General features: G+C 32.1%; 15 protein-coding genes and 1 tRNA gene. 10 read left to right on the forward strand and 6 right to left on the reverse strand.

What is annotated here, in order from left to right; translation table 11 throughout:
- Positions 1 to 406 precede the first annotated feature (406 nt).
- From QO200_RS05480 to QO200_RS05520, 9 genes are all read left to right on the forward strand, one after another.
- Complete coding sequence (locus QO200_RS05480) at positions 407 to 1,639, forward strand: site-specific integrase (protein WP_371537396.1); 1,233 nt, start codon at positions 407 to 409, stop codon at positions 1,637 to 1,639.
- Entirely contained in the window at positions 1,639 to 2,313 is a 675-nt protein-coding gene (locus tag QO200_RS05485) for a hypothetical protein (protein ID WP_371537399.1), read from the forward strand. The genes QO200_RS05480 and QO200_RS05485 overlap by 1 nt, the downstream gene beginning before the upstream one ends.
- Positions 2,314 to 2,399: 86 nt before the next feature.
- Positions 2,400 to 2,705 (forward strand): helix-turn-helix domain-containing protein, encoded by a 306-nt coding sequence (locus tag QO200_RS05490; RefSeq protein WP_371537401.1) that lies wholly within the window; start codon positions 2,400 to 2,402, stop codon positions 2,703 to 2,705.
- Entirely contained in the window at positions 2,695 to 2,907 is a 213-nt protein-coding gene (locus tag QO200_RS05495; RefSeq protein WP_371537404.1) for a hypothetical protein, read from the forward strand. The genes QO200_RS05490 and QO200_RS05495 overlap by 11 nt, the downstream gene beginning before the upstream one ends.
- A 96-nt stretch (positions 2,908 to 3,003) precedes the next feature.
- A complete protein-coding gene (locus QO200_RS05500; protein WP_371537407.1) occupies positions 3,004 to 3,837 on the forward strand; it encodes a hypothetical protein in 834 nt (277 codons plus the stop codon).
- Between the two features lie 11 nt (positions 3,838 to 3,848).
- Entirely contained in the window at positions 3,849 to 4,286 is a 438-nt protein-coding gene (locus QO200_RS05505; RefSeq protein ID WP_371537410.1) for a hypothetical protein, read from the forward strand.
- A gap of 232 nt (positions 4,287 to 4,518) precedes the next feature.
- On the forward strand, positions 4,519 to 5,697 hold the full coding sequence (locus QO200_RS05510; RefSeq protein ID WP_371537412.1) for an AAA family ATPase: 1,179 nt from the start codon (positions 4,519 to 4,521) through the stop codon (positions 5,695 to 5,697).
- A 56-nt stretch (positions 5,698 to 5,753) separates the two neighbouring features.
- Positions 5,754 to 5,939: a hypothetical protein gene (locus QO200_RS05515; RefSeq protein ID WP_371537415.1), complete on the forward strand. Its 186-nt coding sequence runs from the start codon at positions 5,754 to 5,756 to the stop codon at positions 5,937 to 5,939.
- Positions 5,936 to 6,484: a hypothetical protein gene (locus tag QO200_RS05520; RefSeq protein ID WP_371537418.1), complete on the forward strand. Its 549-nt coding sequence runs from the start codon at positions 5,936 to 5,938 to the stop codon at positions 6,482 to 6,484. The genes QO200_RS05515 and QO200_RS05520 overlap by 4 nt, the downstream gene beginning before the upstream one ends.
- A 211-nt stretch (positions 6,485 to 6,695) precedes the next feature.
- Here QO200_RS05520 and QO200_RS05525 read toward each other — a convergent pair.
- Positions 6,696 to 6,769 (reverse strand) — tRNA-Ile (locus QO200_RS05525).
- A gap of 143 nt (positions 6,770 to 6,912) precedes the next feature.
- The gene (gene mce, locus QO200_RS05530) at positions 6,913 to 7,314 is read right to left on the reverse strand and encodes a methylmalonyl-CoA epimerase (RefSeq protein ID WP_371537421.1); all 402 of its coding nucleotides are present in this window, start codon (positions 7,312 to 7,314) and stop codon (positions 6,913 to 6,915) included.
- Positions 7,315 to 7,637: 323 nt separating this feature from the next.
- On the opposite strand from mce, the gene QO200_RS05535 reads away from it, so the two are divergent.
- Positions 7,638 to 9,317, forward strand: coding sequence for an Ig-like domain-containing protein (locus QO200_RS05535; protein WP_371537423.1), 1,680 nt, complete (start codon positions 7,638 to 7,640; stop codon positions 9,315 to 9,317).
- Between the two features lie 5 nt (positions 9,318 to 9,322).
- Here QO200_RS05535 and QO200_RS05540 read toward each other — a convergent pair whose 3' ends face one another.
- The 4 genes from QO200_RS05540 to QO200_RS05555 form a co-directional block, all read right to left on the reverse strand.
- Complete coding sequence (locus tag QO200_RS05540; protein ID WP_371537426.1) at positions 9,323 to 10,093, reverse strand: amidohydrolase; 771 nt, start codon at positions 10,091 to 10,093, stop codon at positions 9,323 to 9,325.
- Positions 10,094 to 10,255: 162 nt separating this feature from the next.
- Positions 10,256 to 10,765 (reverse strand): hypothetical protein, encoded by a 510-nt coding sequence (locus QO200_RS05545; protein ID WP_371537429.1) that lies wholly within the window; start codon positions 10,763 to 10,765, stop codon positions 10,256 to 10,258.
- 448 nt (positions 10,766 to 11,213) lie between these two features.
- Positions 11,214 to 11,960: a succinate dehydrogenase/fumarate reductase iron-sulfur subunit gene (locus QO200_RS05550; protein WP_371537432.1), complete on the reverse strand. Its 747-nt coding sequence runs from the start codon at positions 11,958 to 11,960 to the stop codon at positions 11,214 to 11,216.
- A gap of 83 nt (positions 11,961 to 12,043) precedes the next feature.
- Entirely contained in the window at positions 12,044 to 14,044 is a 2,001-nt protein-coding gene (locus tag QO200_RS05555; RefSeq protein WP_371537435.1) for a fumarate reductase/succinate dehydrogenase flavoprotein subunit, read from the reverse strand.
- Positions 14,045 to 14,052: the final 8 nt, after the last annotated feature.

The following is a 14,052-nucleotide window of genomic DNA, read 5'->3' on the forward strand; positions in this document are numbered from 1 at the left end:
GGGGTTCGGAAAATCGACTTTTTCTTGTTCAGATTATCTAACCTTTTTGGATAATCCCCAACTTTTGCGCTTGATCCTATTTATCTTTAAAATAAAGATGTTGAGAAGAGGGAATTATACAAACTAAATTCCAGCAATACAAAAATCGTACAAATCATAAAATAAAAAAACCGTAAATACCTGTTTATAACTGGTTTTACGGTTATTAAAAGTGGTCCCACCTGTACCCCATATAATTTTATCGTATTTTATCAAAAAACACCCTATTTAATAGATTTAACGGGTGTTTTAAAGCTTTTTACAGCAAAGATAAATTAAGCAAAATAAGACGAAAACAAAAAAATTCGTCCCCCCATTCGTCCCCTATTGAAAATATGCTTAGATTTACATTATCTAAATTTAAGGAATGTCAAAAGCAAAATTTATACTAAAAGAACCAAATTCGAAAAGTGATACTTTGATTTATCTGCTATATAATTACCAATACAGCAGGTTTAAATATTCAACTAGTGAACAAATAAATCCTAAATTTTGGAATCCACTAACTCAACGAGTCAAAGAAACGAAACAATTTAAAGAATATCCCGAATTCAATACTAGACTTGATAAAATTGAAAACGGAATTAAAAATGTATTCAGAAGATTGCTCAATGATGGTATTCAACCAAATAACGCTATTTTAAAACAAGAACTTGAAAACGAATTAAGTGACTATATTTTAAAACCTAGAAAAAAATCATTTATGTCTTTTGTGGATAATTATATTACTGAAAGTAAATTAAACAAACGAGAAGGCACAATTAAGGTTTACAATACAACATATAAGTACCTAAAAGAATACTCTTCTAAATACAAAACAATTGATTTTGAGAATATCACTTTAGAATTTTACAATCATTATACTGCCTTTCTGTCGCAAGATCATAAACTTTCAGCCAATACCGTTGGAAAACATATTAAGACTATTAAATCATTTATGAACGAAGCAACCGAAAGAGGTATAAATGAGAATTTAGAGTTTCGAAAAAAGAAATTTAAAACCATTCGAGAAGAATCCGATACAGTTTATTTAAGCATTAAAGAGTTAGAGCAATTTGAAAAATTACAATTAGATGCAACCCCTCGATTAGATAAAGTAAGAGATTTGTTTTTGATTGGGTGTTATACTGGTTTAAGATTTTCCGATTTTACACAAATACAACCCGAAAATATAAACAACGACAATACAATGCTTTTTATCAGAACTCAAAAAACAAGTGAACGTGTTGCGATCCCATTGCATAAAACAGTAAGAACAATATTAAAAAAGTACAGTAACAAACTTCCTAAAGCATACACGAATCAAGTAACAAACCTTTATTTGAAAGAAGTCGCAAGTTTAGCCAACATAAAAGAACTAGTAGAAACTACCATAACTCGAGGTGGAAAAGTTGAAAAATCAGTATCACAAAAATTTAAATTAATTTCAACCCATACTGCCCGAAGAAGTTTTGCAACAAATTTATATATTGCAGATATTCCAGCAATTTCCATTATGAAAATAACAGGGCATAAGACTGAGCGCTCATTTATGGCTTACATAAGAATTAGTCAAGAAGAAAACGCTGATAAATTACTAACACATCCATTCTTTAACTAATGAGTATAATTACAAATTTAGAACTTCAAAACAAGTTCGATATAGCAACGGAATATAGTGAAAATCGAAATTTTTTAATAGAAAACGAGATTAGAGAGATTGACAATTATGTTAATAATATACCTATACAAATATCACCATTTAGTAAAGAAGCAAAACTTTTGACTATAAATAAATCTCTGAAAATTTACGATTTTGGCAACGCCTACATTGACAGAAAAATATTTAACGAATCATTTTATGGTTATTTAAACAATTACAAACAAATTACCATTGAACGTCTTTACAATGATAGTGATGAAATGTATAGACATAAACAAAATACTTCAGACCAAGCAATCGAAATTTTCAAATATTATGAATGGTTAAAAATACAGTTATCAACTCCACAAAAAGCAGAAAAAAAGAATTCGCTTAGTCACAAAGAAAAAATGCTAGCCTTATATTATTTAGGATTAGATATGAGAAAATTTAGTAACAACAAACAATCCGCAACTATCTTATCTAAAATTCTTGGATTGGACGAATCAAATACAAAAGATTACCTCACCTATTTTGATGGAAACAAAGGAAAAGTTAAAACAGAAGCTAACATCAACAAAATGCTAGATTTATTTGAAAATCAAGACTTTAAAGAAATTCAAAAGAAAATTAAAAAAGACCTTGAGAAATAATTAGTAAATTATAGGTTACCTCAGTGCATACCTCAGGCACTGCTTAGATTCATCTTTGCCATTATAAACTTAAATACAGTAAAATAATGGCAAATTTAACATTCAACACTTTCGAGTTATCAGACTTCGAAAACGCATTTAACAAAGCTTTTGAAAAAGCAATTAAACAATTTATAAATCCTCCCGTATCTCAAGACAAGGATTTAAAATCTAGAAAAGAAACCGCTAGGATTCTCAACATTTCATTACCTACACTTCATCTGTTTACCAAAGAAGGAATCATTCGAGCTTATCGAATTGGAAATCGAGTTCTATACAAACAAGAAGATATAGAAAACGCTTTGAACGTTATTGTTTCACCTAAACAAAAAGGACACAATAATGGAAACTAATAAAAATGATTACTCAGTTATTGTGTTTTTAGAAAATGAAACAAAGCCTAAAAAATGGAACTATGTTCATAAATTAAACGGCTTCTCTATGTTCCTAAATAATTCACACCCAACGTGGAAATATATGAATGTTTACGAACGTAGAACAAGTAAATTTCTTAAACAATTTCACAAAGGGAACTTTATCCCTCCATTTCTTTAGACCTTTTTTTTTAACCTTTAAAAATAAGCACCTTCAATAAAAACCTTTAATAAATAACCTTTTAATGGTTTTAATTAATGTGCAACGATTCAGATTATGATAGTCAAAAACACATACGGCACCAGCGTAGCTTTTTCGGTTCGAGAGTTCGGGATAATACCCAAAGATGAGTTTACAGGTTCTTCGCTTCAAAGAAAGAAGCAAGAACCTAAACCAAAAACAGAAAAGAAACCAAAGCCAATAGACAACATTAAAAAAATGCGGTCTTTATCTCGCAAGTCAAAACAAAAAATCAGAAAAAAATTAATCTGTTTTGCGAGATGCTACAAACGTTTAAGTTTTGTCACACTAACTTTTTTAAACAAAGTAACTGACGAACAAGCCGTAAATATTTTACGCAAGTTTGTAGATAACGTAAAAAAGAGAAGTGAAAACTTCCAATACATTTGGGTAGCCGAAAGGCAAACCAAAAATGATTTTTTCAAGGGGAACATTCATTTCCATATGATAACCAATAAATATTGGAAAATAGAAAAGTGGTGGAATTATTGGCTTGACCTACAAAAGAAAAACGGAATAGTACCGAGAGACGAGAACTACAAACCCTCCTCTGCTTTTGATGTAAGACAACTAAACTCCAATAACATTAGGTCGATAGCTTCCTATGTGACAAAATATGTTACTAAAAACAGTGATAAATTTGATTGTCAGGTTTGGAACTGCTCCAGACAAGTATCAGAGCTCTACACAGATTTTTATACCGATTCTAGTTTTGTAGATGAATTTAAAAAACTAGATGCTGTACTCAAAGAATTTGAAGTGAAAGACCATAGCAATCGACTTATCATAAACGTAAAAATGATAAACTTAAACAGACAAACATTACCACTCTACAAAAGACTCGACGAAAAAAATAAAGCAATAAAATAATACATATTACAATGGAAAAGAATAAAAAAAAACTATTAGAAAATTTTATTATAGAATTTTTACCTCCAACGGGAAACAAAAGGAAATATAGTGGAAACGAACTAGATTACATCACTAGAACATTAGACAAAGTATTTATTCAAAACTTTGGATTTAACTTATCAAAAGAAGAAATTGCTGATTGTTTTTCAAGACTAAACTATGAAATTTTTGATAAAATAGGAATACTCGATTACGAGAAAAAAAGAATTAAGCCCGCTTTTATCGATGAATCAAATACTTCACTTCCCATTCAATTTATATATTTTGAGATAAGCCCCAAAACTATGCGTCAATTAATGTTGACTACTTCACAGCTCTCTGAAATTACAAATTCAAAAAAAACTGATGATACTGAAAAGATGAAAATCAAACTTGAATTATTTAAAAATAAAATCACACATAACTAATAGTTTAGCCCCTAATAAGTTTTACAAAATTAAATCGTCAAACATTAACGCTCTATGAAAAATAAGGTTTGTTAAGAAAAACTTATTTTAAAATATTCTTTTAAATAATTCCTTACAAAGACACTTCTTCAATAATTTTCCTATTTTTACAAAACAGTTCTAAAAACTATCTAATCGATTAGGCACTTAGCTAATGCAGAAAACTAGAATGACCAAAATAAACCTTATCTAAATGGAAATATTATCAAAAACGAAAGAAGAGAGACTAATAAAATTATCCAAAGCTTTTTCTCCATCCTCTCCAATAAAAAAAACAGATTTCTTTTTTGGAAGAATAGAACAGCTATCTAATGTATGTGATGCTATTAACGAACAAGGTCAACATGCCATTTTATTTGGAGAGAGAGGTGTTGGAAAAACTTCTTTAGCAAATAAAATGACGGAATCATTTACAAATTTATTTCCAGTAATAGTGACTTGTAATAGAAAAGATACATTTAACAATATTTGGACACAAGCACTAGGGAAAGTGCAACATTCAAAAACTATAAAAGGTATCGGATTTAAACCAACAGACATTGAACAATTTGTCAACTTAGGCACCTATATAAATCCTAAATCTGAAAATTTCCAATCAGACATAATAAGTCTTCTAAATAATTACAAAAAGTACACATTTCTATTTATATTCGATGAATTTGATAATATTATCAATGACCGAACAAGAGAAGATTTTGCTGATTTAATAAAATCATTTTCCGACAACGTAACCAACTCAACAATCGTATTGGTAGGGATAGCCGATGACATTGAAACTTTAATCGGTAACCATCAAAGCCTAGAAAGATGTTTGAAGCAAGTAAAAATGCCAAGAATGTCTAAAAAAGAATGCGAAGAAATCATTGACAATGGATTAGCACTTCTAGACATAAAAATATCACCAAAAGTCAAAGAAAAAATCATAGAATTTGCATCAGGATTCCCCCATTATGTGCATTTACTATGTAAATACGGAGCACAGGAAATAATTGAAAATAACAAATATGAATTTTCACAAGGTTACCTGAACATCGCAATCAAAAAAGGAATAGACAACACGAATGAGCAATTAAAGGCATCATATAGAAAGGCAATTGTTGGAACTAAAAAATGGCAAGATATAATTTTTGCCTGCACACAATCACCTATTGACACCTACAACTGCATTAATAAAATGGATATAATCAAAAATTACAACATAATATCAAGCTCAAATGTTTCGGGAGGAACAATTTCTTACAATTTAAAACAATTTTGTAGTGCAGATAGAGGTAATGTTTTAACAAAAATAGGTAGTGGCATCAATACTAGATATAGATTTACAAACCCGATGATGCGTGCTTTTGTTAAACTCAAAATTAACTCAAATTAAAATATCTAAAAAAATTAACACTGTTTTTAAATTTCGTTTTATATATTTGCAACATTATGAAAGTTACAAAACTTACAATATCGACTCAAACTCCAAAAGGAGTAAGACTACAATGGAAGCCTTTGAATGAGGTAAAACCTGTAAAGCTGTCATCTTCTTTGACGATGGGTAAATTTGTTAGCGAAAAAGAACTAACCAACCGAAATAACAACTCAAATTCAAAATTTGTAATTTTACCTTGACTTTTGACTATCCTGGTTATAACTTAAATTTTATACAAAAAACAAAATGTAATGACCCCAGTGCTCATTTATTTTCTATTGTATATAAATTTCATTCTCCTGTAACTAAATATAATTATATAATTAACGCTGAATATCACGAAGAAGATATTTTTGCTATAAAATTCTATTGCGTTAAAGATAAAAGAAGCAAATACAAATACAATAAAATAGTTAATAAAGGCGATATAGGCAATATTATGATTACATGTGCAAAAGTAATCCCTTTGCTAATTAACGACTATCCAGCTGCTTCTTTTGGATTTTGCGGAGCGAGAACCGTAGATTTAAAATCTAGAAAAGCAGAAAACTATTCTAACAATCAAAGATTTAGAGTATATAAAAAAATTGTTTCGTTAAAATTCGGTATCAAAACATTTACCCATTATGAATATGACGAAATTAGCTCATATCTATTAGTAAACAATCTCACTAATGTAATTCTAAGCGAAAAAAAAATCAAAAATATGTTTCGTCAAACATATTATAATCTCCCTGATTTATAATCATTAGTAAACACAATAAGCTAGAATTTTTTCCCATTAGTCTCGCCTAAAAAGCACTAACTAACAATATTTGTTTGGCAAAATACAGATGAAAGAATATTTTGTAAACTTTATTCGCATAAAAAAAACTTTATTCGTCCCCTCATTCGTCCCCTGAAAATAAAAAAGCCTTATAAACGCAATGTTTATAAGGCTTTTTAAACTTAAAATGTGGTCCCACCTGGGCTCGAACCAGGGACCACCTGATTATGAGTCAGGTGCTCTAACCAGCTGAGCTATAGGACCGGTTAAGAGTTTGCAATATTACTACTATTTTTCGTTTACTCCAAATATTTTTACCTTAGATTTTCACTAAACAGCAATATTAAAATACTTGAAATCGAAAACAACTGATTATTAGATTTATAAATTTTTATTGACAAACAAAATTAATTTATTTCTTGACATAATTCTATCAAAACTCCATTTGTACTTTTAGGATGTAGAAAAGCAACTAATTTGTTATCCGCACCTTTTTTAGGAACTTCATTCAAAACAACGAAGCCTTCTTTCTTCAAACGCGCAATTTCTGATACAATATCTTCTACAGCAAATGCGATATGGTGAATCCCCTCCCCCTTTTTATCTATAAACTTAGCGATAGGACTATCAGGACTTGTGGCTGCTAAAAGTTCGATTTTATTAGGTCCGCTTTTAAAAAACGAAGTTGCTACCCCTTCACTTTCTACTTCTTCAGATTTATAAGCCGGCGCACCAAACAATTTTTCGAAAATTAAATTCGAAACGGCTAAGTCTTTAACGGCGATTCCGATATGTTCTATTTTTTCCATTTTCTTACTATTCTATATTTTGTTAAACTCAGTTATAATTCTAGTCTAAATACCCCCTTGTAATGGTATTGTTTAATTCATTTTAACCATTTTCTATTGCAATAAATGAATTACGCAACAGTATTAACTGTAAAACCGAAAGCTTAACTACAAATTATTTATAACTACACTCTTGTGCCGTACGTAAAATTAAACATTAAAAACTAAAAAGCCTCGAAAGAGCAACAAAAGTACACCTCATTGAACACCCATAATAATTTTATAAAAAACTTCTATTCCAGTAATTATAATTGTTATTTTGTAACCTCTAATACTAATTTGATATGTTGAAAAATAATTTAAGATATATTTCCATACTATTGCTTGTCCTTATAGTAAGTTGCGCAAAAAGAGGAACGATTACCGGTGGTCTAAAAGACACTATTGCGCCAACCTTAAAGGCAAGTTTTCCTAAAAATTATAGTACTAATTTTAAAGGTGATGAAATCAAATTAGTTTTTGACGAATACATCAAATTAAAAAACTTGAATAAGCAGTTAATTATTTCGCCTCCTATGAAACAGGAGCCATTAATTTTACCCACTTCTGCGAGTAGATATTTGACCATTAAAATCAAAGACACATTACAAGCTAACACAACTTACAGCTTCAATTTCGGTCAAAGTATTGCTGACAATAACGAGGGTAATGCATACAATCAATTTAAGTATATTTTTTCAACAGGGGATTATATCGACTCGCTGGCCATAGGTGGAAGAATAAAAGACGCCCACGACATCGAAGCAGAATCTTTTGTTTCTGTAATGCTTTATGAGGTAAATAAAAGCTATAACGACTCTATCGTTTTTAATGATTCGCCACGATACATCACGAATACTTTAGACAGTTTAAAAACATTTAGACTAGAGAATTTAAAAGCCGGAAAGTACTTATTAGTCGCTATGAAAGACCAAAATAGCAATAATAAATTTAATCCTAAAGAAGACAAAATAGGTTTCAGAAAAGAATTTATTACAATTCCGAATGACACTGTTTACGAAATAGAATTATTTAAAGAGACATTAGATTTCAAGTCGTTCAAACCAACTCAAGCTTCTGGAAACAGATTGTTTCTAGGGTATAATGGCGCGCAAAACCTAAAAGAAAAGCAACCTAAAATAGTAGTAAAAAGCAACTCACAAGTTCTTGAAACGATCATTACACAAATACCAAAGAAAGATTCGCTCCAAATTTGGTACAAACCTTTAAAAATAGATTCATTAGCGGTTAGCGTATCTAAAGACAAATATTTACAAGATTTTATCGTAAAAATTAAAGACCAAAAAAAGGACACTTTAAACATCTCTACTTCCATAAACGGAACATTGAACTTTAGAGATCGTTTTTCATTAGACGCATCTACTCCTTTAGTAAAGTTTGATGATTCAAAAATAAAATTAATAGTAAACGACAGTACTGAGCTTCCTTTTAAAAGAGAGTACGATGTTTTTAATCAAAAGTTATATTTAGACTTTGATAAAGAACCCAATAAAAAGTACAACTTTAAATTATTACCAGGAGCATTAACTGATTTTTATGAAAAATCCAATGACACTCTAAGTTATAAATTAGAGACAAAAGCAGCTGCCGACTATGGTAACCTGCGCATTCAATTGCAAAATGTAAAATACTTCCCTGTAATTGTAGAACTGACAGATGCAAAAGGTGATGTATTAGCATCAGAATACACCGATTTTAAAACTATTGTTGACTTCAACTTACTTAATCCAGCAGTTTATAATCTTCGTATTATTTATGATGAGAACAAAAACAAAATATATGATTCCGGTAACTTTTTAGAGAAAAGATATTCTGAAGAGGTTATTTATTTTTCTAAAGAAATTGACGTTCGCGCGAACTGGGATGTGGACCAAGCATTTGATGTTAGCCTACCCTACTCTCCTGAACCAAAGAAAAAAGAGAAAGGAAAATCTCAAGGTGGAAAACCCGAAAATAGACCTTAATTAATTTACCCTTTATTGATTTCAAAAGAATCTTTATCGTTCAAAAAATTCAATTTTTCACGAACTTCTGTCAAATACGATTTATTAAGAGTAGTGATAAAAACCCCTTCAGATTCTTCTGGAGGGAGCACACAATCTCCCAAGCAATCTAACACTTGTGAATGACCAATGTATCCATAACCGTTAGAGTCTCGACCTATTCTATTGACACCAATAGTATAACTCATATTCTCAATGGCACGTGCTGCAAGTAAAGTATCCCAAGCTTTAATTCTTGTTTTAGGCCAACTCGCCACATAAATCAACAAGTCATAATTCTCAACATTACGAGAGAAAACCGGAAATCGCAAGTCATAACATACAAACGGACAAATCTTCCAGCCTAAGTACTCTACAATCAATTTTTGAGTGCCTCTGGAGTAGACTTTATCTTCCCCTGCGAGTGTAAACAAATGCCTTTTGTCATAACACTGAACTTCTCCTGAAGGAAAAACAAATAACATGCGGTTATAAAAATTGAAGTTTTCTTCAATTACTACGCTTCCTGTTATTGCAGTGTTTTTGGTTTTCGCCAAAGCTTGCAACCACAACACCGTTTTGCCGTTCATCTTCTCAGCAACTTTAGCTGGCTGCATGGTAAAACCCGTTGTAAACATTTCGGGAAGTACAATTAGATTTATTTCCTCTGTAATCGTATTGATTTTTTCTTCGAAATACGTTCTGTTTGCTTCTGGGTTTTCCCAAACTAAGGCGGACTGAATTAAAGCTACTTTCATTTTATAAAATTACTAAAAAATGGAATACAGATGATGGTGTTTTAGTGTGAATATTATGCGTGAAATAAGAACGCGGATGACGCGGATTGAGCAGATTTAAAAATATTAGAAAATTACTCTGTGGATACGGATTTCAAATCCGCGCTATCTGGTCTTACACTATTACCAAAATTCCCACCATGATTTAACTTTATCAGGAATAATATTTAAAATATGATTATAACCCGCAATGTTTATTACAGGAATCTCAAAACACTCTTCTATTATAGATAATTTTTTTTCACTCCCTCCAAAATCAAAAAGAAACGTTTCATTATTACTATTCACAACATTTACGTTGTCATATTCTTCGTCATTTGACGATACATAAATTTTCACAAAACCTTTTGTCAGAAATAAAGAACCATCCGATTCATTTAAATAATAACCAAAAACTAATGGCAATTTATTATTTGGTGTTTTTATGTAACGGATAAAGTTAACCGCAAAGCAGAAATGATCAAAACTAGGAATATTTGAAAAGAGAACTAAAAACTTATTTCTTTCTTTTTCTTTGTACAATATTATGTCGTTTACAAAATCCTTACCTGAATATTGATTAGCAAAATCCATAATACCATTCATAAATACAGATTCCGATATATCCGATACGACAATAAAAGATTGTTTCATTTTAATGAGGCTTTAATTTGGTCATTGAATGACTTGTATAGAAGCGAAACAACTCCCTAAGGTATAAACCAAAATGTGGTAGTATAAACATAGGCTCGCTTCTCCTTTAACAACATTATCCATATCAAATATAATAAATTACCACAAGCAACTCCTGTAAATTCCTATCCGGCTGCTCGTTTCTCCCGTTGTCATCTCTGTTCCTTACTCTTTTTTCTTTCTTCTTTTCTCTTTTCTATTTTCTATTTTCTATTTTCTCTCTATTCTATACTATCACAACTCTTTCTTCGGGTGAGGGATAGCAGTGAAAATCCTTTTATGCAATGCAATGGAATAAAAGATTGCAACGCATAGCCCGACCGTAGGGCACCCCAAAAACAAAAAACGCATCCAAATAAATGAATGCGTTTTTTAAACTATTTAATTTTGCCTTTTAGCTACTAAGGTATTATCCTTTCATACTTGCTGACATATACTCTCTGTTCATACGAGCGATGTTCTCTAAAGAAATTCCTTTAGGACATTCTACTTCACATGCACCAGTGTTAGTACAGTTACCAAAACCTTCAGCATCCATTTGATGCACCATGTTTAATACACGATCTACCGCTTCAATTTTTCCTTGTGGTAACAAGGCATATTGAGAAACTTTGGCTGCTACAAATAACATAGCAGATGAGTTTTTACAAGAAGCCACACAAGCACCACAACCAATACAAGTAGCTGCATCAAAAGCATCATCAGCATCTTGCTTGTTAATTGGAATTGTATTGGCATCGATAGTGTTTCCTGAAGTATTTACTGAAATAAATCCTCCTGCATGTTGGATTCTATCAAAAGCACTTCTATCAACTACTAAATCTTTTACTACTGGAAAAGCAGCTGCACGAAAAGGCTCGATTGTAATAGTATCCCCATCCTTGAACATACGCATGTGCAATTGGCAAGTAGTTACTTTTCTATCTGGACCGTGTGCTTCACCATTAATATATAAAGAACACATTCCGCAAATTCCTTCGCGACAATCGTGGTCAAATGCTACTGGCTCTCCACCTTTATTCATCAAGTCTTGATTAAACACGTCTAGCATTTCAAGGAATGACATATCTGGCTCAATTCCGTCGATTTGATAATCGACCATTGCTCCTTTATCTTGGGCGTTTTTCTGACGCCATATTTTTAATGTAAGTTTCATCTTTTTAAGTTTGAAAGTCTTAAAGTCGCAAGTCAAAAGTCCAATTTTATTGTGACTCTTAACTTTAAACTTTCGACAAATTACTATTTATAACTACGAGTTACCAATTTAACATTATCGAAAATTAATTCCTCTTTATGCAATACAGCATCACTTGGCTTGCCTTTGTATTCCCATGCAGCTACGTAAGCAAAATTCTCGTCATCACGTTGTGCTTCACCATCAGCAGATTGATATTCCTCACGGAAGTGACCTCCACAAGATTCATTACGATGCAATGCATCTTTAGCGAACAATTCTCCCAATTCTAAGAAATCCGCAACACGAGTTGCTTTTTCTAATTCTTGGTTGAATCCTTTATCTGTTCCTGGAACCCTAACATCTTTATAAAACTCTTCGCGCAAAGCAGCAATTTCTGTGATAGCCTCATTAAGACCTTTAGCATTTCTGGCCATTCCAACTTTGTCCCACATAATTTTACCCAATCTTCTATGAAAGTGATCAACAGAATGTGTTCCGTTATTGTTCATGAATTTTTCGATCTGATCCTTTACTCCTTTTTCTGCAGCAGCAAATTCTGGTAAATCAGTAGAGATTGATCCCATTTTAATATCTGGTGACAAATAATCTCCGATAGTATAAGGCAATACAAAATATCCATCAGCCAATCCTTGCATTAAAGCAGAGGCACCTAAACGATTTGCACCATGATCCGAGAAGTTTGATTCCCCAATAGAGAAACATCCTGGAATAGTCGTTTGTAAGTTATAATCAACCCAAGTACCTCCCATTGTGTAATGTACCGCAGGATAAATCATCATAGGAGTAGCATATGGATTCTCATCTACAATTTTCTCATACATCTGAAATAAGTTACCATATTTATTAGCGACTACATCAGTACCTAATTTGATAATTAATTCCGCATCTTTTTCATCTAAACCTTTTATGTGTGCTTGTTCTTTTCCGTAACGTTGAATCGCCGCAGCAAAATCTAAATATACAGCTTCACCTGTTTTATTAACTCCAAAACCAGCATCACATCTTTCTTTAGACGCACGAGAAGCTACATCACGAGGAACAAGGTTTCCAAATGCCGGATATCTTCTTTCCAAATAATAATCGCGATCTGCTTCAACAATCTGCGTTGGTTTTAATTTTCCTTCACGAATCGCTTTCGCATCTTCTAATTTTGCAGGAACCCAAATACGTCCATCATTACGAAGAGACTCCGACATCAACGTTAATTTGGCCTGATGATCTCCAGATACTGGGATACAAGTTGGGTGAATCTGTGTGTAACAAGGATTAGCAAAAAAGGCTCCTTTTTTATGTATTTTCCAAGCTGCAGTAGCATTAGATCCCATTGCATTGGTAGACAAAAAGAAAACGTTTCCATATCCTCCAGAAGCTATTACAACCGCATGCGCTGAATGTCTTTCGATATCACCTGTGATTAAGTTACGGGCAATAATTCCTCTTGCTTTCCCATCTACTATTACTAAATCTAGCATTTCGTGACGGTTGTGCATTGTTATTTTACCACGTCCTATTTGGCGATTCATTGCTGAATAAGCACCTAGCAGCAATTGTTGTCCTGTTTGTCCTTTAGCATAAAAAGTACGCGATACTAAGGTTCCTCCAAAAGAACGGTTGTCAAGTAACCCGCCGTACTCACGCGCAAAAGGCACACCTTGAGCTACGCACTGGTCAATAATATTAGTAGAGACTTCAGCCAAACGATGAACGTTTGCTTCGCGAGAGCGGTAATCTCCACCTTTTACGGTGTCATAAAATAATCTAAAAACAGAATCTCCGTCTCCCTGATAGTTTTTTGCCGCATTGATTCCTCCTTGTGCTGCAATAGAGTGCGCACGACGAGGTGAATCTTGAAAACAAAATGCTTTTACGTTATATCCTAATTCTGCTAATGTTGCAGCAGCGGAACCTCCAGCTAATCCTGTCCCAACAACGATAATATCTAAATTACGCTTGTTAGCAGGGTTCACTAAATTAATATGATCTTTATAATCTGTCCATTTATCCGAAATTGGACCATTTGGAATTTTTGAATCTAATGCCATTATAATTG

The sequence above is a fragment of the Flavobacterium sp. Arc3 genome, from assembly GCF_041431375.1.
Classification (GTDB): domain Bacteria; phylum Bacteroidota; class Bacteroidia; order Flavobacteriales; family Flavobacteriaceae; genus Flavobacterium.

Excerpts from the sequence above, each read along its gene's own strand:
- QO200_RS05485 (WP_371537399.1), top strand. The coding sequence starts at position 1,639 with ATGAGTATAATTACAAATTTAGAACTTCAAAACAAGTTCGATATAGCA.
- QO200_RS05500 (WP_371537407.1), top strand. The coding sequence starts at position 3,004 with ATGATAGTCAAAAACACATACGGCACCAGCGTAGCTTTTTCGGTTCGA.
- QO200_RS05555 (WP_371537435.1), bottom strand. The coding sequence starts at position 14,044 with ATGGCATTAGATTCAAAAATTCCAAATGGTCCAATTTCGGATAAATGG.
- QO200_RS05505 (WP_371537410.1), top strand. The coding sequence starts at position 3,849 with ATGGAAAAGAATAAAAAAAAACTATTAGAAAATTTTATTATAGAATTT.
- QO200_RS05550 (WP_371537432.1), bottom strand. The coding sequence starts at position 11,960 with ATGAAACTTACATTAAAAATATGGCGTCAGAAAAACGCCCAAGATAAA.
- QO200_RS05540 (WP_371537426.1), bottom strand. The coding sequence starts at position 10,093 with ATGAAAGTAGCTTTAATTCAGTCCGCCTTAGTTTGGGAAAACCCAGAA.
- QO200_RS05535 (WP_371537423.1), top strand. The coding sequence starts at position 7,638 with ATGTTGAAAAATAATTTAAGATATATTTCCATACTATTGCTTGTCCTT.
- QO200_RS05480 (WP_371537396.1), top strand. The coding sequence starts at position 407 with ATGTCAAAAGCAAAATTTATACTAAAAGAACCAAATTCGAAAAGTGAT.
- mce (WP_371537421.1), bottom strand. The coding sequence starts at position 7,314 with ATGGAAAAAATAGAACATATCGGAATCGCCGTTAAAGACTTAGCCGTT.
- QO200_RS05515 (WP_371537415.1), top strand. The coding sequence starts at position 5,754 with ATGAAAGTTACAAAACTTACAATATCGACTCAAACTCCAAAAGGAGTA.
- QO200_RS05510 (WP_371537412.1), top strand. The coding sequence starts at position 4,519 with ATGGAAATATTATCAAAAACGAAAGAAGAGAGACTAATAAAATTATCC.
- QO200_RS05495 (WP_371537404.1), top strand. The coding sequence starts at position 2,695 with ATGGAAACTAATAAAAATGATTACTCAGTTATTGTGTTTTTAGAAAAT.
- QO200_RS05545 (WP_371537429.1), bottom strand. The coding sequence starts at position 10,765 with ATGAAACAATCTTTTATTGTCGTATCGGATATATCGGAATCTGTATTT.
- QO200_RS05490 (WP_371537401.1), top strand. The coding sequence starts at position 2,400 with ATGGCAAATTTAACATTCAACACTTTCGAGTTATCAGACTTCGAAAAC.